The following is a 21,004-nucleotide window of genomic DNA, read 5'->3' as shown; positions in this document are numbered from 1 at the left end:
GGCCTGGGGTGTCTGTCGGTGCTTCCCGGCTTGCCGCGTGCGCAGTCGCGAGCGCACGCGCAGGAACAGCACCAGCAGGAACAGCACCGCCGCGACGATGGCGCCGATCAACGAGGCTCCGCGAAAGCCGGGCGCGTCGACGTCCAGAACCCGCTCCCCGGCATGGGCCGCGTTGCTCGATCCCCACACGATCGTGAGCGTCATCAGATTGGGCAGCGCCGTGGCTACGGCCAGAACCGCCGCGCCCCCGGCGAGGAATCGCCCGCCTCGCCGCCGCCACGTGGTGACGACGCCCAGCAGTAGAAACAAAGGGACGACGGTGCACAGGAAGCCGAGGCCCAGACCGGACCAGATGCCCTTGGCGAAGCTGCCGTGGCCCGACATGGCGGCGACGCGCTGGGCCCACCAGCGCGGAATGAACGAAGCGAGAATGAAATAAGCGACGATCAGTGCCGCGACGACCGCGACCACCGCGATGATCCGATTACGCCATTTGGTCATGCCTGAAGATTGCTCAACAGTCCCATGAGTCATGTGACCAGCGTAATTGGAAGTTGCCACAGGCCGGGCGCAGTACACGCCCGGCCTGTGGAGTGAAATCTGGTGCGCTCAGCCCCGCTTATGCTCCGAGGAGGGTGGCGATCTCCGGATTCTTGATCTGCATGACGTCGAGGATGCCGTGCGCCTTGAGGAACGGCTTGAGCTCCTTGATGCGGTCGGCGTGCTCGGCGTACTCGTCCGGGAACTTGCGCGGGTCCATGCTTTCCATGGCCTTCACATAGGTGACGAACGAGGCCAAGGCGTTGTGCTTGCCCAAGCCCTGGTTGATCGGAGCCACCTGCGGCGGCTGGCCGTGCATGCCTCGCATGGGCTGCGGCGCGGCGTGCCGCGGACCCTCCGGTGCGATCTGTTGCGGCGGGTACATCGGGGTGTGAACCTCCTGTCTCGTGTGCCCTTGCGCGCCGCGGCAGCCCGGCAGTCGAGACGCGCGCTCGCACAGGCGTTTCGACCACGAACGAGCCCACGCCGCGAGAGCGGATGGCGTCTGTCCGACGGTGTTGGTGATCCGGTGGTGCTGCCCAGTTATTCGCTGCTGGCCGGGGCTCGGCTGTGTCCGCGGTTCGGGCCGCGAACAGCGCTCGTAAGGGTAGCGCCCACACCACAGGCACCGGGGTTGAACCGCCAACTCTCTCGGACGGCCCCTCGGCGCGGCGAGTTGCGCGCGGTCGGCGTTCCCGCTGCGTGTGGGCCGCGGGAATCTCACTTGCCCGTCCCTGAAATGATGGGTGGATGCACGGCGCAAGTGATCCGACCACCACCACCCGCGAACACTTCCGTGCCCTCGCGGCAGAACACCGGGTAGTCCCGGTAACGCGGAAGGTGCTGGCGGACTCGGAGACTCCGCTCTCGGCCTACCGCAAGCTCGGCGCGGATCGGCCGGGCACGTTCCTACTCGAATCCGCCGAGAACGGGCGATCGTGGTCGCGATGGTCCTTCATCGGCGCGGGCAGCCCCAGCGCGCTGACGGTCGTGGACGGGCAGGCCGCCTGGCTGGGCGCGACCCCGGCCGACGCCCCCTCGGGCGGTGACCCGTTGGCCGCGTTGCGCGAGACCCTGGAGGTGCTGCGCACCGAGCGACTACCCGGCCTCCCCCCGCTGACCGGCGGCCTGGTCGGCTACCTCGGCTACGACATCGTTCGCCGGATGGAGCGGCTGCCCGAACTGGCCGTCGACGATCTGCAGGTGCCGGAGATGGTGATGCTGCTGGCCACCGACCTGGCCGCCGTCGACCACCACGAGGGCGCGATCACGCTGATCGCCAACGCCGTCAACTGGAACGGCAACGACGAACACGTCGACGAGGCCTACGACGACGCGGTCGCCCGGCTCGACCGGATGACAGCCGCCCTGGCCGCGCCCGCCGACTCCACCGTCTCGGTCTTCGACCGGCCCGAACCCGATTACCGCCGCCAGCGCAGCAGTGAGCAGCACGGCGCGGGTGTGCAGCGGCTGATCAAGGAGATCGAGGCCGGTGAGGCGTTCCAGGTGGTGCTGTCGCAGCGGTTCGAAATGGACTACGACGGCAGCCCGATGAATCTGTACCGGATGCTGCGCGCGTCCAATCCGAGCCCGTACATGTATCTGATGCACATTCCGGACGGCGAGGGCGGCACCGCGTTCTCGATCGTCGGGTCCAGTCCGGAAGCGCTGGTGACCGTCAAGGACGGCGTCGCCACCACGCATCCGATCGCCGGGACCAGGTGGCGCGGGGCCACCCCGGAGGAGGACGTGCTGCTGGAGAAGGATCTGCTGGCCGACGAGAAGGAGAATGCCGAGCACCTCATGCTCGTCGATCTGGGCCGCAACGATCTGGGCCGGGTCTGCACCCCGGGCACGGTGAAGGTCACCGACTATCGGCAGGTCGAGCGGTACAGCCACGTGATGCACCTGGTGTCGACGGTATCCGCGCAGCTCGCACCCGGCCGCATCGCCCTGGACGCGGTGCGGGCGTGCTTCCCGGCGGGCACCCTGTCCGGCGCGCCGAAGGTTCGCGCGATGGAGTTGATCGAGGAGCTCGAGCCGACCCGTCGGGGGGTGTACGCCGGTGTACTCGGCTACCTCGACTTCGCCGGTGATGCCGACACCGCCATCACCATCCGCACCGCGCTGCTCAAGGACGGCATCGCCTACGTGCAGGCCGGCGGCGGGATCGTCGCGGACTCCGAACCCGAATACGAGGACAACGAGTCCCGAAGCAAGGCGATGGCGGTGCTCAAGGCGGTCGCCGCCGCCCGCACCGTGCGCACCTTCGCCCCCGACCCGGACAGCGCGGGCTGATATGGCGTCGGCGGAATCCGAATCCACCGGTACGCACACCGAGGCCGATCGGGCGCGATCCGATACGGCGGCGCCGGGCGCCGACTCGACCCGCGCGTCGGGCGAGGCCGACCGGGCGGCGGCCGATGCTCCGGCCAAGCGTCGCAATCCGCTCGGTCCAGTGATGCTGCTGGCCCTGGCGGCACTGGCGCTGTGGGCTTCGTCCCGGATGACGTGGGTGACGATCGTGTCCTCCGACGGTCTCACCGAACCGAGCACCCACCGCCTCGACGGCGGCGTGTGGTTCGGCGCGCTCACCCCGCTGGCGCTGGTCCTGCTGGCCGGTATCGCGGCCGTATTCGCCACCCGGGGCTGGCTGCGCCGTGTCCTCGGGGTGATGGTCGCGGTGCTGGCCGCCGTCGCCGCGGTGCCCGGATTCGCGCTGCTGACCAGGCACGGCCGGGTCGGCGACCGCGCGATGGTGCTGGCCGATCTGCCCGCCCGCGCCCATCTGGACCACGTGAGTACCGCGGCGTTCCCCGCGGCGCTCAGCGTCTTGGGCGCGGTGCTGGCCCTGGCCGCGGGGGTGCTGCTGGCCCGCATGCCGGAGGCCGCCGCGCGGATGTCCGGCAAATACGACAACCCCGTTTTCCGGCGCGCCGCCGCGGCCGAGCAGGTGGCCCGCCTGCGCGCGGAGCAGTCCGTGGCAACCGATCCGCAAAGTGTCGAGCAGGAGACGGAATCCGCTGCGGCGCAACCCGGTTCCGGTTCATCCGAGGCGTTGTCCGAGCGTGTGCTGTGGGATGCGCTCGACGCGGGCGCGGATCCCACCGACGACGAGGTCCGGCGTGATCGCTGAAACACATCACCCCAGGTGCGGTGCGGAACACCCCGCCGTCGGTGCGGCGAACACGGCCATTTACCCTTTAACAGCATCAGTGAGGAGACACGGCCTGTGGGGATTTCTCAGGCTCGAGTCCGTCTCCCCAGAAAGGATTCGAGCCAGATGACGGTACTCGACTCGATTCTCGACGGGGTCCGCGCGGATGTGGCCGCTCGTGAGGCCATCCTGGACTTCCAGGCCGTCAAGAAGGCCGCCGCGGCGACCTCTTCTCCGCGCAATGCCCTGGCCGTCCTGCATCAGGACGGCGTGGGAGTCATCGCCGAGGTGAAGCGGGCCAGCCCGTCCAAGGGGGCGCTGGCCGATATTCCGGACCCCGCCAGCCTGGCGAAGTCGTACGAGGACGGCGGCGCGCGGATCATCAGCGTCCTGACCGAACAGCGCCGTTTCCACGGCTCGCTGGACGACCTGGACTCGGTGCGCGCGGTGGTAGACCTGCCGATCCTGCGCAAGGACTTCGTGGTCGGGCCGTATCAGATCCACGAGGCGCGCGCGCACGGCGCGGACCTGATCCTGCTGATCGTGGCCGCCCTCGAGCAGGACGTGCTGTCTTCGCTGATCGACCGCACCGAATCGCTGGGCATGACGGCCCTGGTCGAGGTGCACACCGAGGAGGAGGCCGACCGCGCCCTCGAGGCCGGCGCCTCGGTCATCGGCGTGAACGCGCGCAACCTCAAGACCCTCGAGGTGGACCGCGACGTATTCGCGCGCATCGCACCCGGCCTGCCCACCGAGATCATCCGGATCGCCGAGTCCGGGGTCAGCGGCACCGCCGACCTGCTCGCCTACGCGGGCGCGGGCGCCGACGCGGTCCTGGTCGGCGAATCCCTGGTAACCAGCGGTGATCCGCGCTCCGCGGTCTCCGAGCTGGCGACCGCCGGCACCCACCCCTCCTGCCCGCGACCACTGCGCAGGGGAGCCGCTCGATGACCCAGACCACCGGGGCGAGCCCCGCCGTGCCCACCGGGGCGAGCCCCGCTGTTCTGCCGCAGGCCAGCGCGGGTGTGACCCAGCGCAGTCACGAGCCGGACGCGGGTGGTCATTTCGGCGTCTACGGCGGCCGCCACGTGCCCGAGGCGCTGATGGCGGTGATCGAGGAGGTCACCGCCGAATACGACAAGTGCCGGGTAGACCCGGGTTTCCTGGGTGAGCTGGACCGGCTGCAGCGTGATTACGCCGGTCGGCCGTCGCCGGTGTACGAGTGCGCGCGGATCGGCGAGCACGCCGGGGGTGCGCGCATCTTCCTCAAGCGGGAAGATCTGAACCACACCGGCTCGCACAAGATCAACAATGTGCTCGGCCAGGCGCTGCTGGCCAGGCGGATGGGCAAGACCCGGGTCATCGCCGAGACCGGCGCGGGCCAGCACGGCGTCGCCACCGCCACCGCGTGCGCGCTGTTCGGCCTCGAGTGCGTGATCTACATGGGCGCTGTCGACACCGCCCGCCAGGCGCTCAACGTCGCCCGGATGCGGCTGCTCGGCGCCGAGGTGGTGGCGGTGACCAGCGGGTCACAGACTCTCAAGGACGCCATCAACGAGGCGCTGCGCGACTGGGTCACCAACGCCGACCGCACCTACTACGCCTTCGGCACGGCCGCCGGTCCGCACCCGTTCCCGCTGCTCGTGCGCGATTTCCAGCGCGTGATCGGGATGGAGGCGCGGGCGCAGATGCTGGACCACGCCGGGCGGCTGCCCGACGCGGTCACCGCCTGCGTCGGCGGGGGATCCAACGCGATCGGCATCTTCCACGCCTTCATCGATGATCCGGGCGTGCGCCTGATCGGCTACGAGGCGGCGGGCGACGGCGTCGAGACCGGACGGCACGCGGCCACATTCACCGGCGGCACACCCGGCGCGTTCCAGGGCGCGTACTCGTACCTGCTGCAGGACGAGGACGGCCAGACCATCGAATCCCATTCGATCTCGGCGGGTCTGGACTATCCGGGCGTCGGTCCCGAGCACGCCTATCTGAAGGACATCGGCCGCGCCGAGTACGCGCCGATCACCGATACCGAGGCGATGGACGCGTTGCTGTTGCTGTCGCGCTGCGAGGGCATCATCCCGGCCATCGAATCCGCGCACGCGGTCGCGGGCGCGCTGAAGCTGGGCCGCGAACTGGGCGAGGGGGCGCTGATCCTGGTGAGCCTGTCCGGGCGCGGCGACAAGGATATGGATACCGCGGCCCGGTGGTTCGGCCTGTTCGACGATGGCGCCGGGAAACAGGAGACCGAGAAATGAGCCGCTTGGCCCAGACCTTCGCGGCCTGCCGCGCCGAGAACCGGGCCGCGCTGATCGGCTACCTCCCGGCCGGATACCCCGACCTGGCCGGATCCATCGCCGCATGCACCGCGATGGTCGAATCCGGTTGCGACATCATCGAAGTCGGTATCGCCTACTCCGATCCGGTGATGGATGGGCCCACCATCCAGGCCGCCGCCGAACAGGCCCTGCGCGGCGGTGTGCGGGTGCGCGACGTGTTCTCCGTGGTCGAGGCAATCACGAATGCCGGGGGCAAGGCCGTCGTGATGACCTATTGGAATCCGGTTCTGCAATACGGTGTCGACCGCTTCTCCCGCGATCTGTCGGCCGCCGGTGGCGCCGGTCTGATCACCCCCAATCTGATCCCCGAGGAGGCCGACTCCTGGTTCGCCGCCTCCGCGGCCCACGAACTCGACCGCATCTTCCTGGTCGCTCCCTCCTCGACGGAGGAGCGGCTGGTCAAGACCCTCGAGGCCAGTAGCGGTTTCATCTACGCCTCCTCGACGATGGGCGTCACCGGAGCCCGCGACGCGGTCTCCTCCATGGCTCCCGCCCTGTGCTCCCGCATCCGCGCCCACTCGGACATCCCGATCGGCGTCGGTCTCGGCGTGCGCAACGGCGTTCAGGCCGCCGAGATCGCCGCCTACGCCGACGGCGTCATCGTCGGCTCGGCCTTGGTCACCGCCACCGCCCAGGGGCTGGACGCGCTGCGTTCCCTGACCGCCGAACTGGCCGAGGGTGTGCGCGCGGCGACAGTCGCCTCGTAGCCCCTGCGGACGGTCGAGTAAGCGGCCGGACCTGCCGAATGTCACGTTAGGCGGGCCTCGCCGCGCACTATCGGATAGGCCGTGGCCGGACTCGGGAGGTGCGGCGCTCGAGCTGTCGGGGGGCTCCGTTACGGTGGGGCGCGTGACCGTACAAGTCCTGGCCGATAGTGTCGTTGCGAACCACGGTGCCGTGCTGGCGTACATCCCTAGCCCGCCCAGGGGGGTGTGGTACCTCGGGCCGCTGCCGCTGCGGGCGTATGCGGTGTGCATCATCATCGGCATCATCGTGGCGATCTGGCTCGGGGAGAGGCGCTGGGAGAGCCGTGGCGGAAAGCCGGGCGCGGTGCTGGACGTGGCGATGTTCGCGGTGCCGTTCGGACTGGTCGGCGGGCGGCTGTACCACGTGTGCACCGACTGGTACCGGTACTTCGATCCGGGCAAGGATCCGTGGGACGCGCTGAAGGTCTGGGACGGCGGCCTGGGCATCTGGGGTGCGGTATTGCTGGGCGGCGTCGGCGCGTGGATCGGGTGCCGGGTGTACCGAATCCCGTTGCCCGCCTTCGGCGACGCGATCGCACCGGGCATTCTGCTGGCGCAGGCGATCGGCCGCTTGGGCAACTACTTCAACCAGGAGCTCTACGGCCACGACACCACCAAGCCGTGGGGTCTGGAGATCTTCCTGCGCTTCGACCACAACGGTCAGCTGGACATGATGAACGGCGTGTCCACCGGTGTCGTGCAGCGGATCGTGCAGCCCACGTTCCTGTACGAGCTGGTGTGGAACCTGATCGGCGTCGCGGTGCTGCTCTGGCTGGACAGGCGCTACCGGATCGGCCACGGCCGGCTGTTCGCGCTGTATGTGGCGGTCTACACCTTCGGCCGGTTCTGGGTGGAGCTGCTGCGCGACGACGACGCCACCCACATCTTCGGTATCCGCATCAACTCGTTCACCTCGACGATCGTATTCGTCTGCGCCGTAGTGTATTTCCTGCTCGCGACCAAGGGGCGCGAGGTCGCCGCGGCCCTGGAGCCGGGCGGCAATCGGCCCTGGCCCTGGCAGGTGGGCGCGTTGCGCGAGTTCGGCGCGCGGCGCGTGGAACCGGAATCGGACCGGTCCGCCGAATCCACTGCGACGGAAAAGGATTCGGAAGCGGCCACCGACGGCAAGACATCGGCCGACAAGGAAGATACGGCGCCCAGCGAGCAGGAAACGGACTCCTCGGCGAAATCCGATGCGCCGGGCGGCGAATCGGAGGAAGCTGAATCCGCGAGCAGTGCCGAGACATCGGACAGCAACGCGGGCGGCCGATAACCGTTCGGCGGGGAGACAAGCGAGGTAAGACGGTGACCGATCCGTACCAGCCGCAGGGTTACGGACCGCAGTACGGCGCGCCGGGCACCGGTCCTGGAATGCAGAACCCGTACGGTCAACCGCAGGACGGCGTCCCCTACGGTGCGTCCGACCCGTACAACCCGCAGGTCTTCGCACCGCCGGGCGGCTATGGGCCCGGGGGATACGTGCCGCAGGGAATGGATCCGCAGGCCCCCTACGGCCGCACCCCCTACGGCGAGCCCTATTCGGACAAGTCGAAACTGGCGGCAGGCCTGCTGCAGATATTCCTCGGCGGCTTCGGGGCCGGACGCTTCTACCTCGGCGACAACAACATCGCCATCGCCCAACTGCTGGTCACCATCTTCACCTGCGGCCTGGGCCACATTTGGGGGTGGATCGACGCCATCATGATCTTCACGGGCAACGTGCGCGACCCGTATGGTCGCCCGTTGCGGGAGAACTGACAATTCGGTATTTCGCGTAACTCGAGCACAATGCTCTGGATGCGTCGTCGCATGTCGTACGCTGTTGCGGTTCTCTGTGTCGCGTCCCGGTACGACGCGCCCGCCCGCTGGAAGGTATCCCATTGCGCCGCAAGCTGTTCGCCGCCGTGTTCGCCATCGCCGCCGTCACCGGGCTCACAGCAGCCTGCGGCAGCAGCAGTGACCCGAACGTGCTGAAGGTCGGCACTGAGGGTACTTACGCGCCGTTCGACTATCAGGGTAGCAACGGCCAGCTCACCGGCTACGACGTCGAGGTCACCCAGGCCGTGGCGAAGAAGCTCGGCAAGAAGGCCGAATTCACCCAGACCCCCTGGGATTCGATCTTCGCCGGCCTCCAGTCCAAGCGCTACGACCTGGTCGCTGATCAGGTGACTATCAACGCGGACCGGCAGGCCAAATACTCGCTGTCCCAGCCCTACACCACCTCCGAGGGCGTCATCGTCGCCCGCTCCGACGACCACTCGATCAACGGTCCGACCGATCTGCGCGGCAAGACCTGCGCCCAGTCCTCCACCAGCAACTGGAGCAAGGTGGCCTCCGACGCGGGCTGCAAGGTCGAGGCCGTGGAGGGTATGGTGCAGGCCGTCCAACTGCTGAAGCAGGGCCGCGTGGACGCCACCATCAACGACACCCTCGCGGTCGGCGACTACACCAAGACCACGGGCGACACCGCGGTGAAGGTCGTCGCGAAGACCGGCGACACCAGCCGGCAGGGCTTCGCCGCGCGCAAGGACTCCTCCGCACTGATCGGCCAGATCAATACCGCGCTGGACCAACTCCGCGCCGACGGCACCCTGGCCGCCATCTCCAAGAAGTACTTCGGCGACGACGTCAGCAAGTAGGCCGGGCAACCATCCATGGACTCCTCTACCTGGGAGCTGATCCGGCACAACCTCGAGCCGATGCTAGTCGCGACGGTCAAGGAGACGTTGCCGCTGACGGCGATCAGCTTCTGCATCGGTCTGGTCATCGCCGTGTTCGTGGCGCTGGCGCGGATGTCGACGAAGTGGCCTCTCGCCGCGGTGGCCCGTTTCTACATCTCGATCATCCGCGGTACGCCGCTGCTGGTGCAGCTGTTCATCGTGTTCTACGCACTGCCCGAGCTGAATATCGTGATCAACCCGTTCCCCGCTGCGGTGATCGCGTTCAGCCTCAACGTCGGCGGCTATGCCGCGGAGGTGGTACGGGCGGCCATCCTGTCGGTCGCGTCCGGGCAGTGGGAGGCCGCCCAGGCGCTGGGGCTGACCTATCCGCAGACCCTGCGCTCGATCATCCTGCCGCAGGCCGCGCGGATCGCCGTTCCGCCGCTGTCCAATACGCTCATCTCCCTGGTGAAGGACACCTCGCTGGCGTCAACGATCTTGGTAACCGAACTGTTGCGAGTGGCGCAATTGGCGGCCGCGCCGACGTTCGATTTCTTTGCTCTCTATGGTGTCGCGGCGGTGTACTACTGGATAATTTGTTTGATACTCGGATTTGCGCAAACACGGCTCGAAACGCGGTTGGCTCGGCATGTCGCGAGGTGATCCGGATCATAAGCGGAGCCTATTGATTGCGAAGGGTATGCCCGGTAAGCGAACCCTTCGGGGCAGGACTAGGCTCGAGCCGTGATGCGACGGACAAAAATTGTGTGCACCCTCGGGCCGGCAACAGCCACCGAGGACCGGATCCGTGAACTTGTCGACAGCGGCATGGATGTGGCCCGGTTGAATTTCAGTCACGGCGAACACGCCGATCACGCTGCCAACTACGAGAAGGTTCGCAAGGCCGCCGACGCGCAGTCGCGGGCGGTCGCCATTCTGGCGGACCTGCAAGGGCCCAAGATCCGGCTCGGCCGTTTCATCGACGGCAAGGTGCTGTGGGCCAAGGGGGAGGAGGTGCGGATCACCGTCGACGACGTCGAGGGCACCCATGACCGTGTCTCCACCACTTACAAGGAGCTCGCCAAGGACGCCAAAGCGGGTGACCGACTGCTGGTCGACGACGGCAAGATCGGCCTGTCGGTGCTGAGGGTCGACGGAAACGACGTGGTGTGCACCGTGACCGAGGGCGGTCCGGTGTCGAACAACAAAGGTGTATCCCTGCCCGGCATGGACGTGTCGGTGCCGGCGCTGTCCGAAAAGGACATCGCGGACCTGGAATTCGCACTCGAGCTGGGTGTGGACTTCATCGCGCTGTCGTTCGTGCGCTCTCCGGCCGACGTCGAGCTGGTACACGACGTGATGGACCGCGTCAGCCGCCGGGTGCCGGTGATCGCCAAGCTGGAGAAGCCCGAGGCGATCGATAACCTCGAGGCGATCGTGCTGGCCTTCGACGCGGTCATGGTCGCCCGCGGCGACCTGGGCGTGGAGCTGCCGCTCGAGCAGGTGCCGCTGGCGCAGAAGCGCGCCATCCAGACCGCGCGGGAGAACGCCAAGCCGGTGATCGTGGCGACCCAGATGCTGGAGTCGATGATCACCAACTCCCGCCCGACCCGCGCCGAGGCCTCCGACGTGGCCAACGCCGTGCTCGACGGCGCCGACGCGGTGATGCTCTCGGGTGAGACCTCGGTCGGCGAGTACCCGATCGAGACGGTGCGCACCATGGCACGCATCGTGCACGCCGTGGAGTCCGAACCCTCGGCCCGCGTACCACCGTTGACACATGTGCCGCGCACCAAGCGCGGTGTGATCTCGTACGCCGCGCGCGATATCGGCGAGCGCCTGAACGCCAAGGCGCTGGTGGCCTTCACCCAGTCCGGCGACACCGTGCGCCGCCTGGCCCGCCTGCACACCCCGCTGCCGCTGCTGGCGTTCACCCCGCTGCCGGAGGTGCGCAGTCAACTCGCGTTGAGCTGGGGCGTGGAGACGTTCATCGTGCCGACCGTGCACACCACCGATGAGATGATCGGACAGGTCGACAAGGAACTGTTGTCGATGAACCGGTACACCAAGGGGGATCTGGTGGTTATCGTGGCGGGGTCCCCGCCCGGTACCGTGGGCTCCACCAACCTCATCCACGTGCACCGGATCGGCGAGGAGGACCACTAGAGGTGAATGTGTCGCTGGGCGAATCGGTGTCGACGACGGGATCCGGCGATCTGCCGGTGCTGCTGAAGCTGCTCGATCTGGAAGAGATCGGCGAGGATGTATTCCTCGGCCAGCACCCGGAGAAGGTGTGGAGCCGCACCTTCGGCGGGCAGCTGGTGGCGCAGGCCATGGTGGCCGCGGGCCGCACCGTCGGACCCGGTCGCCCGGTGCACGCGGTCAACGCGCATTTCGTGCGCGGGGGCGATGTGAAGAAGCCCATCGAATATCGGGTGGAACGGCATCGGGACGGGCGCGCGTTCGCCAACCGGACCGTCACGGCCTATCAGGACGAGTCCGAGCTGTTCGTGATGCTGGCGTCCTTCCAGGACTACGGCAAGGGCCTCGAACACGCCACGCCGCAGCCGCAGGTGCCGGATCCGGACGGGCTGCCGCGAGTGGAGGAGTCCTTCGCGGGGCTCGAGGATCGGCTCCAGATGTTCGTGAACGCACCGCATCCGATCGATATGCGATACACCAACGATCCGGCGTGGATCCTCAAGGGCACCGGCGGCACCCTCGACTACAACCGGGTGTGGATGAAGGCCGACGGCAAACTGCCCGATGATCCGCTGATTCACGTTGCGACACTGGGCTATTCATCCGACACCACGGTGCTGGACTCGATCATCACCACACACGGGCTGTCCTGGGGTTTCGACCGGATCGTCGCGGCGACGGTCAACCATTCGATCTGGTTCCACCGGCCGTTCCGCTTCGACGAGTGGGCGTTGTACGCGACTCAGTCGCCGGTCGCGGCGGGGCAGCGCGGCCTGGCTATGGGGCACTTCTATTCGCGGGCAGGGGAACTCCTGGCCACAGTCGTCCAAGAGGGCGTCATCCGCCACTTCCCGCCCCGCTCTCCCGCCTCTCCGCGCATCAGGCCAGACTAGGGTGCCGCACCGGTGGCGTTGGCGGCCGGCGGTGTACCGAAATCAGTTGTCGCTTTGCGACAGAGAAGTCTCACGGTTCTCTTCGAGGTCGAAGCTCTCGCGGTCCAACGTGGTGATCTCGTAAGGGACCGCGTCCTCGGTCGTCAGGTCCATCATCAGGTGGCGTTCCAGTTGGGCCAGGTTCGCCTCGGTGAGCAGTTTCGCGTCGCCGACGAGGCTGATCGCGATCTCGTAGGTGGCGCGGGCGCCCGGGTCGACGCCGGGATGGTCCAGGCGCCACTGGTTCTCCAGTTCGGTGTGGTCCGGCTGGTCGGGGTCGACCGGCAGGGTGAAGCGCCATGCGAACAGGTCGCGATCGGCCACATGGTCGTCGACCACCTGGCGCACGATCGCGACGACGCGGTCGAGCGTTTCGGGTGTCACATAAACATGGAGTGAAACATCCGAAATTCGTTTCGGCATGTCTGAGTCCTGTTCTTGTGTCGAACCTTTGGCAGGGCCATTCGCGGGGGAGTGTAGTCGCTCTCCGACGCGAATGGGGAGGACACTTGCGTCAAGAACCCCTATGTAACGAACGAGACACGTGAATTGTCAGGCGTGACGGTCGATTCGAACGGAATTGGGCGGCCGTGTCGCATCGGCGCGCCCACCGGGCAGCACCACGAGTCGCGGGCGTCCGCGTTCGTCCGCGCCGCGTCTGTCCAGACCGTGTTCGGCGTGAATGTGCAAGGCCAGCAGCAGCGGCACCAGCGTCTCGGCGATATGATCGCCCGCCGCACAGTATTTCGCCGCGGACAGGCCCACCGGGTCGGGGATGTTCTCCCGACCCACCAGCGCGAGATCGTTACGCGCGGAATCGAGTTCGGCGACGGTGCGCGCACCGGTGACCTTCGCGATCCGGTACGCCTGCGGCAGTGTGAAGATCCGGGCGGCGGCATCGGGTGCGTGCGTGGCGAGTTCGTCGCGGATCTGTTCGCTCATGGCCAGGATCAGATCGGCGCGCGCGAGCATCTCGGGTTTCACGCGGCGCGCACGAAAGTCGCCGGCATCTCCGCCGAGGCCGGTGATCGTCTGCGCCGCAAGTGGTTCCACGCCGAATCCGACGAGTGCCCGGGTGCCCGCGCTTTCGGCGGTGAGATCACGAAGTCCGTATTCGGCGGCTAATGCGCGCGCGAGTCGTTCTGCGATGACCGAACGGCACACGTTGCCGGTGCAGACGAACAGAACGTGCATGGCTGGTACGGTATGCCGCATCGAACCCGGCGAGAAGTACGCTGTGACCGAATACCTATTTCCGTAGCCGTATGTTCATTTCTTCGTCGCGTGTCACCGATGATTCGTTTGCGCGGTATTCGCTATACGTTGTAGATCGACCGAAATTCACTCCCGGTCGGAACCATCCTGGTAATACGTCTTTTCCCCGACAACGGGCGCAACCTTCGGAGTGTCGTCCTCGACCCGCCCCCGCGCGGAGAACAGCCGCCCCCGCATGGCCACGGTCGGCGCCACCCGCGCGAGCCCGGTCGGGGTACTCATGTCGTCGTACATGGTGTCGATTCCCCCACGCAGGAAATACGCCTCGTGCCAGAATCCGGTCCCCCCTGAATCGCGCAGGAACTGCTGCCACCACTCCCGATGCGGTTCTGACCGCGTCCACCGCTCCAGACTGTCCAGGTCACGCCAGTATTGCCGGGCTCCCCAATGTGGCGGGAACAGCCCCCAGATGATGTCCTCGTGTAGCAGCAGCCCGTCCGGCCGGTCACGATGCGACTGAATCAGCTTCGGCCCCAACCCCAACAGCCGCAGCACCCCCCGGGTCTTACGCACCCGCATCCCCAGATACACAACAACCAGATCCGGATACCCGGACAAATCAGCCGTACGCCGTTCAACCCGCATGTGCGACCTCCAATCGAGCCCGGGTCGTAACGCCGCGCTATCCGGTACTACGTACCCGCCCGCGCAATGGTTCGACTCGATCGATCACGACCCCACCCGGCCGAGCGGCCACGGGTCCTTGACATCCGACGACTCCCTGCCCTACTGACCCGGTCATTCCGCCGATCTACAGCGAAACCGGACCCCAGCGCAACACCTACCCCCATGGGCTTACAGCAAGCTGCCGGGTACGTCCGAAATGGATGTCGCTCACAACCGCCTCCACGGATGCCCAACTCTAACGGCTCTTCACCGCCCGCTAAAGGCGTGGAGAGACCAACCTGTAGGCGCGCTTTCTGCTCTTCGGCGGAGCAGTGGGCACGATTCGCCACCATGGCCCTGCCGAGACCCGTGGCTTCGGCGATTTCACTGGACCGCAACGTGATTCCGGGACGAAAGAGGGCGAGGATGGCCACGTCGGGCCCGCTCAGGTTGCCGGACTGCACAGTGGTCGGCTGTGTCGAACGGTCGAAGATTGTCGTGAAGCGGGTGATTCGAGATCCCCTCGGTCCCCAGATCGTCCGGAGTGACTGGGCCGAACAGACCGCCGGGGTTTCGAACGACGAGCCCGTTGATGTACAGCTCGATCTGAATTTGCGTGCCCCGCGCCGTAGGGCTGTAATCGCGATGCATCAGCGCATTGACGATCGCCTCGCGCAGCGCGTCGAGCGTGTCCACACGTCCGGCACCGGAAGTGCGCCGGTCGCTGGCGCAGTGCGTGGCGCGACATCTGTGTCACTCTTCCGATCGGTAACGCCCATCGCTGGGGACGCGACTGCTTTCATGTAAAGCTGCCTCGGCCATCCCGCTCTGCGGGCCGATGAGATTCTCAGGAGATCGCATGAGGGCAAGGACCTATATCGGTGCGACCATCGCGGCGCTCGCGATGACGGCGGTCGGCGCCGGCGTCGCGAATGCCGGCCCGCCGTCGGTCGACCCGACACCGTATCTGGTCAACGGCACCGCCTATTTCAGTGTCGGTTCCGTGGATTGCGGTATCCAGTCCAACGGTGATGTCGGCTGCGACATCCCAGCGGGAATAGCTAAGTGGTACGACGTCATCCCGGTCACCGACCTGGCCATTGATCTCCCGTTCCTCCCCGCCCACCCAACCTTCGGCCTCCTGGGTCCGCACGGCCGCCCAGGCAGCCTGGGCCTGCCCGACAGCTATGGCGACAGCGGCAGCTCCATCACCTACGCGGGCGCCACATGCTCAGGCGGCGGCCGCGGCGGCATCTACTGCACCTCAAAGGGCCACAGCTTCAGCTTCGGCTGGTCAGGCACCCAAACCACCTGATTCCCAGCAAAGCAACCCAACCCCGCACCTGCCCTCACCCGCGCGAGCCGCGGCAAGCTGCCGGGTACCGCTTCCACGGTTCCTCAACCGTCAAGGGCTCTCCGCCCCCACTGAAGACGCGGGAGGCGGGGGGCCCTGGTGCCGAGGGCTGAGAACAACGGCTTCGTCCACTTTCGGCTCGTCCCAAATTCGGTGGTAGCGGGGGGACTGTCGAAGTCGAGAAGTAGGCAATGGCGAATTCGGATGAGCTGTTCGACGGCGCTCATTCGGGAAGTAGTCGACTGGTGAACTCGCATCGACCAATCGCGAACGGGTGCCCAACTCCAACAGCTCTCCGCCCCCGCTGAAGACGCGGAGCGGCGGGTTGGTGCCGACTGTGGGACTCGAACCCACACGTCCTTTCGGACAACGGTTTTTGAGACCGTCGCGTCTGCCTGTTCCGCCAAGTCGGCGCACCGGGTGCAAATGATAGCTGGTGGGTGGGCCGGTTACCGAATCGGTGTGATGCTGGCCGGTTCCCGCTGGGTAGGTGGGTTCTGGGCGAAGTTGAAAGGTACTCTTTAGGTCACTCGGATGCGTGACGGTCCGTCGAGGGCGGCGTCGGACGGTAGCGCCGGGTGTCGGCATCGGAAATTAGAGGGGTCTGTCTATGGCAACGGCAACAGGGGGCGCGAAGAAGGATGGGGCGAACGCCGCGAAACGGGTGGTCGTGGCCGAGGACGAGGCGCTCATCCGGATGGACCTGGTGGAGATGCTCTCCGAGGAGGGCTATCAGGTAGTGGGGGAGGCGGGCGACGGCCAGCAGGCGGTCGATCTTGCGCAGGAGCATCGCCCCGATCTGGTGATCATGGATGTCAAGATGCCGCGCCGGGACGGGATCGATGCCGCGGCCGAGATCGCCTCGAAACGTGTTGCGCCGGTTGTGATCTTGACCGCATTCAGCCAGCGTGACCTGGTGGAGCGAGCGCGGGACGCGGGTGCGATGGCCTACCTCGTCAAGCCGTTCACCAAATCGGACCTGGTACCCGCGATCGAGCTCGCTGCCAGCCGTTTCCATGAGATCACCGCGCTCGAGGACGAGGTCGCGAACCTGTCCGAGCGGCTCGAGACCCGCAAGCTGGTCGAGCGTGCCAAGGGTGTGCTGATGCAGACCCAGGGGCTGTCCGAGCCGCAGGCGTTCAAGTGGATCCAGCGCACCGCGATGGACCGTCGCACGACGATGAAGGCCGTCGCCGAGGTGGTGCTGGAGAACCTCGCGCCGAAGTCGTAACGGGTACATCCGGGTATTTACCCGTTCGTAACCCGAGTGCGTTCGCATACCGCGTGGCCTGGAAGTCATCGCAGACGGGCCCGGTTGCCGCTCGTTAGCATGATGGAAACATGAGCGTGACAAATATTCGGGGTCGAATTAACACGAAAGCCCCGAATGTGATGCGGAGCTAACCTCGCACCGCTAAGTTCTGAGCGTGGCCGACTAGGACATAGTCGGCCCCCTCGGCAAACCCGAGGGACAGCTGGACAATGAGGTGTATCTTGCTAGGTTCAATGACCCGGAGTTCCACGCGTGGTCGCGTGGTCCGCGGTGCGTTGGTGATCGGGGCCGCGGCCGTGCTCGCCGTCTCCGGATGCAGTAGCAAATCGACGTCGAACAACGCCGGTGGCGGCAGCTCGGGCAATTTGTCGATCAAGTCGCTGGTACAGATCGACAATCAGGGTAAGGCGTTGTCCGCGTCCGCCGGCGCCACGCCGGCCAACCCGGCCGGTGACGGCAAGGCCACCTGCGCGCCGACCACGTCCATCGCCATGGCCGGCGCCCTGACCGGCCCGAACGCCGCACTGGGCATCAACATCCTGGACGGCGTGAAGCTGGCGATCAACCAGCACAACGCCGCCAACTCGGCCTGCCAGGTCAAGCTGAAGCAGTTCGACACCGAGGGTGATCCGCAGAAGGCCACCCAGGTCGTCCCGACCGTCATCAGCGACCAGTCGGTATCCGCGCTGATCGGGCCGGCGTTCTCCGGCGAGACCAAGGCGACCGGCGGGTTGCTGACCTCGGCCGGTCTGCCCTCGCTGACCGCCTCGGCGACCAACGCGTCGCTGACCAAGAACGGCTGGACCACCTTCTTCCGTGGCCTGGCCAATGACGATGTGCAGGGCCCGTCGGTGGCGCACTATCTGGTCGGTGCGGGTGGCTTCAAGAAGATCTGTGTGGTGCAGGACGATTCCGATTACGGAGTCGGCCTGGCCAAGGCGGTCACCGCGGCCCTCGGCTCGGCCAACGACACCGACTGCTCGGCCAACGTCAAGACCGGTGACCGCGACTTCTCCGCGACGGTCTCGAAGATCTCGTCGGCCAAGCCGGACGCGATCTTCTACGCCGGCTACTACGCCGAGGCGGCGCCGCTGGTGTCGCAGCTGCATTCGGGCGGTGTGACCGCGACCTTCGTCTCCGACGACGGCACCAACGACCCGCAGTTCGTCAAGCAGGCCGGCGACTCGGCCAAGGGTTCGCTGCTCTCGTGCCCCTGTGGCCCGGCGCCGGATACCTTCGCCGCTCAGTACAAGGCTCTCAACAGCCAGGATCCGGGCGTGTACTCGGTCGAGGCGTACGACCTGACCACGATCGTGCTGAAGGCGATCGACTCGGGCAAGGTGGCCCGCCCCGACATCCTGAACTACGTGCGCGCCTACGACGGTCAGGGCCTGGCTCGTCGTTACCACTGGGACAACACCGGTGAGCTGACGAATGCTTCGATCTGGATGTACAAGGTCCAGTAACGAACTCCGATGGGCAGTCGAACTGGCGTCGAACTGCTGCCCGTATCGGCTCACAGCGTGCACCGGGACGAGCATCCCTCGTCCCGGTGCACGCGCTTCGGTTTCCACGCCAAGGGGCAGCGTGGTCGCCTACGGGCTGCACCGCGATCCGGTGCACGTTGATCCAACGATGACGAGAGTTTTGGATGTCTCTAACCATATTGGCCGATCCCGCGCTGCTGGCCGGCGGGACGATTGATTTCAACATATCGGGGGTGGCTCACCAATTCTGGCAACTCACCGTCGACGGACTGAGTTACGGCGCGATCTACGCGCTGGTGGCTGTGGGCTACACACTGGTCTACGGCGTACTTCGCCTCATCAACTTCGCACACTCGGAAATCTTCATGCTGGGCATGTTCGGCCAGTATGTAGCCCTCGAGCTGATGGGTTTCACACCCAGTGGCAATGCCTATGCCGAGGGCACCATGATGACGATCGTCTATCTGCTCGCGGCGATGATCATCGGCATGCTGGTATCCGGCGGCGCGGCGGTCGGCCTCGAGCGGGTGGCCTATCGTCCCCTGCGTAAGCGCGGGGCCAAACCGCTGATCTTCCTGATCACCGCGATCGGCATGTCGTTCGTGCTGCAGGAGACCATGCACTACGTGGTGCCCAAGTTCGTGCACAATCTGGGCGGCACCAACCCACAGCAGCCGATCGAACTGGTCGAGCCCAAACAACTGTTCTCCCTGTTCGGGGCCTCGGTCACCAATCTGACCATCGTGATCGTGCTGGCGGCGATCGCGCTGGCGGCGATGACCGAGATCCTGATCAACCGCACCAAGTTCGGCCGCGCCATCCGGGCGGTCGCGCAGGACCCCGACACCGCGACCCTGATGGGCGTCTCGCGCGAGCGCGTGATCATGCTGACCTTCCTCATCGGCGGCCTGCTGGCCGGTGCGGCCGCGACGCTGTACACGCTGAAGGTGCCGCAGGGCATCGTGTTCAACGGCGGTTTCATCCTGGGTGTCAAGGCTTTCAGCGCCGCGGTGCTCGGCGGTATCGGAAACCTGCGCGGCGCGCTGCTGGGCGGCCTGCTGCTGGGTCTGGCCGAGGACTACGGCCAGATCCTGTTCGGCACGCAGTGGCGTGACGTGGTCGCCTTCGTGGTGCTGGTCGCGGTGCTGATGTTCCGTCCGACGGGCATCCTGGGTGAGAGCCTCGGAAAGGCGCGTGTCTGATGAGTGAGGCGACCAAGGTGCCTGTGGCGCCGAATCCGGCCGATCAGCCTCGCGGCGTCGGAGATGCGGTTCGCGGCTGGTGGGGCGGGCTGTCCCGGCCCGCGCAGTGGAGCGTGGGCGTGCCCGCGGTGATCGTGCTGGGTTTGATCGCGCTGTTCCCGCCGCCGATCATCAACACTCCCGGAACGAGTTTCGGCGGCGTGATGGCGCAGTTCGCGATGTACGCGCTGATCGCCATCGGCCTGAACGTGGTGGTCGGGCAGACCGGCCTGCTGGATCTGGGCTACGTCGGCTTCTACGCCGTCGGCGCGTATACCGTCGGCATCCTGACCAGTCCGAACAGCCCGTTCCACTCGAGTTCGGGCTTCTTCGACTCCAAGTGGGCATGGCTGGCGTGCGTGCCGCTGGCGATCATCGCGACCGCGGCGTCGGGCCTGATCCTGGGCACCCCGACGCTGCGGCTGCGCGGCGACTACCTGGCCATCGTGACCCTGGGCTTCGGTGAGATCGTGCGCCTGCTGGCGGACAACCTCGGCGGGGTCACCAACGGCAGCCTGGGCCTGTCGGGGATCGCGTTCCCGCATCTGGGTGAGTCCACGACCCACCCGAGCGGCTACTTCTCCGCGGGCAACCTGGGCTCGCACAGTTCGAATCCGCTGGACCGGGCCAACTCCGGGGTCTGGTGGTTCTGGCTCGGTATGGTGCTGGTGGTCGTGGTGCTGATTCTGGTCGGCAACCTGGAGCGCAGCCGGGTGGGCCGCGCGTGGGTGGCGATCCGTGAGGACGAGGATGCCGCCGAGATCATGGGCGTGCCCACATTCAAGTTCAAGCTGTGGGCGTTCACGATCGGCGCGGCCGTCGGCGGGCTGTCCGGTGCGCTGTACGCGGGTCAGGTGCAGTTCATCAACCCGACCGGGTTCAACGTCATCAACTCGATGCTGTTCCTGTGCGCGGTGGTGCTGGGTGGTCAGGGCAACAAGCTCGGCGTGATCGTCGGCGCGTTCCTGATCGTGTACCTGCCCAACCGGTTCATGTCGGTGAACGTGGGCGGACAGTCGCTGGGCGACTTCAAATATCTGTTCTTCGGCCTGTCGCTGGTCGTGGTGATGATCTTCCGTCCGCAGGGCCTGTTCCCGGCGCGGCAGAAGCTGCTCGCCTACGCGCGGCAGGTATATCGAGCGGTACGGCGGCCCGCCCCGGCCGCCGAGGCGACGGGAGCTTCACTATGAGC

At 66.7% G+C, this 21,004-nt stretch carries 22 protein-coding genes and 1 tRNA gene; 16 read left to right on the top strand and 7 right to left on the bottom strand.

Features of this window, described 5'->3' with window-relative positions; genetic code table 11:
* Positions 1-501, bottom strand: a 501-nt coding sequence (locus JZ791_RS16870; protein ID WP_216895913.1) for a permease, incomplete at its 3' end; no start/stop codon positions are given.
* A gap of 118 nt (positions 502-619) precedes the next feature.
* Entirely contained in the window at positions 620-925 is a 306-nt protein-coding gene (locus JZ791_RS16865) for a hypothetical protein (RefSeq protein WP_216895911.1), read from the bottom strand.
* Positions 926-1,290: 365 nt separating this feature from the next.
* Here JZ791_RS16865 and JZ791_RS16860 point away from each other — a divergent pair, with 365 nt between their 5' ends.
* From JZ791_RS16860 to JZ791_RS16815, 11 genes are all read left to right on the top strand, one after another.
* Positions 1,291-2,838, top strand: a complete 1,548-nt coding sequence (locus JZ791_RS16860; protein ID WP_216895909.1) for an anthranilate synthase component I — start codon at positions 1,291-1,293, stop codon at positions 2,836-2,838.
* A gap of 1 nt (position 2,839) precedes the next feature.
* Complete coding sequence (locus tag JZ791_RS16855; RefSeq protein ID WP_216895907.1) at positions 2,840-3,676, top strand: TIGR02234 family membrane protein; 837 nt, start codon at positions 2,840-2,842, stop codon at positions 3,674-3,676.
* A gap of 147 nt (positions 3,677-3,823) precedes the next feature.
* Positions 3,824-4,648: an indole-3-glycerol phosphate synthase TrpC gene (gene trpC / locus JZ791_RS16850; protein WP_216895905.1), complete on the top strand. Its 825-nt coding sequence runs from the start codon at positions 3,824-3,826 to the stop codon at positions 4,646-4,648.
* Positions 4,645-5,955: a tryptophan synthase subunit beta gene (gene trpB, locus JZ791_RS16845; RefSeq protein ID WP_216895903.1), complete on the top strand. Its 1,311-nt coding sequence runs from the start codon at positions 4,645-4,647 to the stop codon at positions 5,953-5,955. Before trpC ends, trpB begins: the two co-directional genes overlap by 4 nt.
* On the top strand, positions 5,952-6,743 hold the full coding sequence (gene trpA, locus JZ791_RS16840) for a tryptophan synthase subunit alpha (protein WP_216895901.1): 792 nt from the start codon (positions 5,952-5,954) through the stop codon (positions 6,741-6,743). The genes trpB and trpA overlap by 4 nt, the downstream gene beginning before the upstream one ends.
* A gap of 142 nt (positions 6,744-6,885) precedes the next feature.
* Positions 6,886-8,055, top strand: coding sequence for a prolipoprotein diacylglyceryl transferase (gene lgt, locus JZ791_RS16835; protein WP_216895899.1), 1,170 nt, complete (start codon positions 6,886-6,888; stop codon positions 8,053-8,055).
* 98 nt (positions 8,056-8,153) lie between these two features.
* Entirely contained in the window at positions 8,154-8,540 is a 387-nt protein-coding gene (locus tag JZ791_RS16830; protein WP_216895927.1) for a TM2 domain-containing protein, read from the top strand.
* A 122-nt stretch (positions 8,541-8,662) separates the two neighbouring features.
* Positions 8,663-9,421, top strand: a complete 759-nt coding sequence (locus JZ791_RS46530) for a transporter substrate-binding domain-containing protein (protein WP_254205818.1) — start codon at positions 8,663-8,665, stop codon at positions 9,419-9,421.
* A 15-nt stretch (positions 9,422-9,436) separates the two neighbouring features.
* Complete coding sequence (locus JZ791_RS46525; RefSeq protein ID WP_254205817.1) at positions 9,437-10,105, top strand: amino acid ABC transporter permease; 669 nt, start codon at positions 9,437-9,439, stop codon at positions 10,103-10,105.
* An 81-nt stretch (positions 10,106-10,186) separates the two neighbouring features.
* A complete protein-coding gene (gene pyk / locus JZ791_RS16820) occupies positions 10,187-11,608 on the top strand; it encodes a pyruvate kinase (protein WP_216895897.1) in 1,422 nt (473 codons plus the stop codon).
* Between the two features lie 26 nt (positions 11,609-11,634).
* Positions 11,635-12,537: an acyl-CoA thioesterase gene (locus JZ791_RS16815; protein WP_216895925.1), complete on the top strand. Its 903-nt coding sequence runs from the start codon at positions 11,635-11,637 to the stop codon at positions 12,535-12,537.
* 42 nt (positions 12,538-12,579) lie between these two features.
* On the opposite strand, the gene JZ791_RS16810 is transcribed toward JZ791_RS16815, so the two are convergent.
* The 4 genes from JZ791_RS16810 to JZ791_RS46520 all read right to left on the bottom strand — a co-directional run bounded on the left by JZ791_RS16810 (position 12,580) and on the right by JZ791_RS46520 (position 15,153).
* The gene (locus JZ791_RS16810; RefSeq protein WP_308162954.1) at positions 12,580-12,960 is read right to left on the bottom strand and encodes a hypothetical protein; all 381 of its coding nucleotides are present in this window, start codon (positions 12,958-12,960) and stop codon (positions 12,580-12,582) included.
* A 168-nt stretch (positions 12,961-13,128) separates the two neighbouring features.
* The gene (locus JZ791_RS16805) at positions 13,129-13,770 is read right to left on the bottom strand and encodes an arsenate reductase/protein-tyrosine-phosphatase family protein (RefSeq protein WP_216895893.1); all 642 of its coding nucleotides are present in this window, start codon (positions 13,768-13,770) and stop codon (positions 13,129-13,131) included.
* A gap of 147 nt (positions 13,771-13,917) precedes the next feature.
* Positions 13,918-14,436, bottom strand: a complete 519-nt coding sequence (locus tag JZ791_RS16800) for a phenylacetaldoxime dehydratase family protein (protein ID WP_216895890.1) — start codon at positions 14,434-14,436, stop codon at positions 13,918-13,920.
* A 405-nt stretch (positions 14,437-14,841) separates the two neighbouring features.
* Positions 14,842-15,153, bottom strand: coding sequence for a hypothetical protein (locus tag JZ791_RS46520; protein WP_216895888.1), 312 nt, complete (start codon positions 15,151-15,153; stop codon positions 14,842-14,844).
* 163 nt (positions 15,154-15,316) lie between these two features.
* Here JZ791_RS46520 and JZ791_RS16790 point away from each other — a divergent pair, with 163 nt between their 5' ends.
* Positions 15,317-15,772 (top strand): hypothetical protein, encoded by a 456-nt coding sequence (locus JZ791_RS16790; protein ID WP_216895886.1) that lies wholly within the window; start codon positions 15,317-15,319, stop codon positions 15,770-15,772.
* A 365-nt stretch (positions 15,773-16,137) separates the two neighbouring features.
* On the opposite strand, the gene JZ791_RS16785 is transcribed toward JZ791_RS16790, so the two are convergent.
* Positions 16,138-16,224, bottom strand: a tRNA-Leu gene (locus JZ791_RS16785).
* A gap of 197 nt (positions 16,225-16,421) precedes the next feature.
* Here JZ791_RS16785 and JZ791_RS16780 point away from each other — a divergent pair.
* The 4 genes from JZ791_RS16780 to JZ791_RS16765 all read left to right on the top strand — a co-directional run bounded on the left by JZ791_RS16780 (position 16,422) and on the right by JZ791_RS16765 (position 21,002).
* Positions 16,422-17,042, top strand: coding sequence for an ANTAR domain-containing response regulator (locus JZ791_RS16780; protein ID WP_216895884.1), 621 nt, complete (start codon positions 16,422-16,424; stop codon positions 17,040-17,042).
* A gap of 275 nt (positions 17,043-17,317) precedes the next feature.
* On the top strand, positions 17,318-18,550 hold the full coding sequence (locus JZ791_RS16775; protein WP_216895882.1) for a branched-chain amino acid ABC transporter substrate-binding protein: 1,233 nt from the start codon (positions 17,318-17,320) through the stop codon (positions 18,548-18,550).
* A 185-nt stretch (positions 18,551-18,735) separates the two neighbouring features.
* A complete protein-coding gene (locus tag JZ791_RS16770) occupies positions 18,736-19,773 on the top strand; it encodes a branched-chain amino acid ABC transporter permease (protein ID WP_216895881.1) in 1,038 nt (345 codons plus the stop codon).
* A complete protein-coding gene (locus JZ791_RS16765) occupies positions 19,773-21,002 on the top strand; it encodes a branched-chain amino acid ABC transporter permease (protein ID WP_216895879.1) in 1,230 nt (409 codons plus the stop codon). Before JZ791_RS16770 ends, JZ791_RS16765 begins: the two co-directional genes overlap by 1 nt.
* The last annotated feature ends 2 nt before the right edge of the window (positions 21,003-21,004 follow it).

Origin of the sequence: Nocardia alni, assembly GCF_019038435.1 — a bacterium.
GTDB classification, from domain to species: domain Bacteria; phylum Actinomycetota; class Actinomycetes; order Mycobacteriales; family Mycobacteriaceae; genus Nocardia; species Nocardia alni.
Note: the sequence above shows the minus strand (reverse complement) of the source record. Positions and strands in the feature narration are given on the sequence as shown.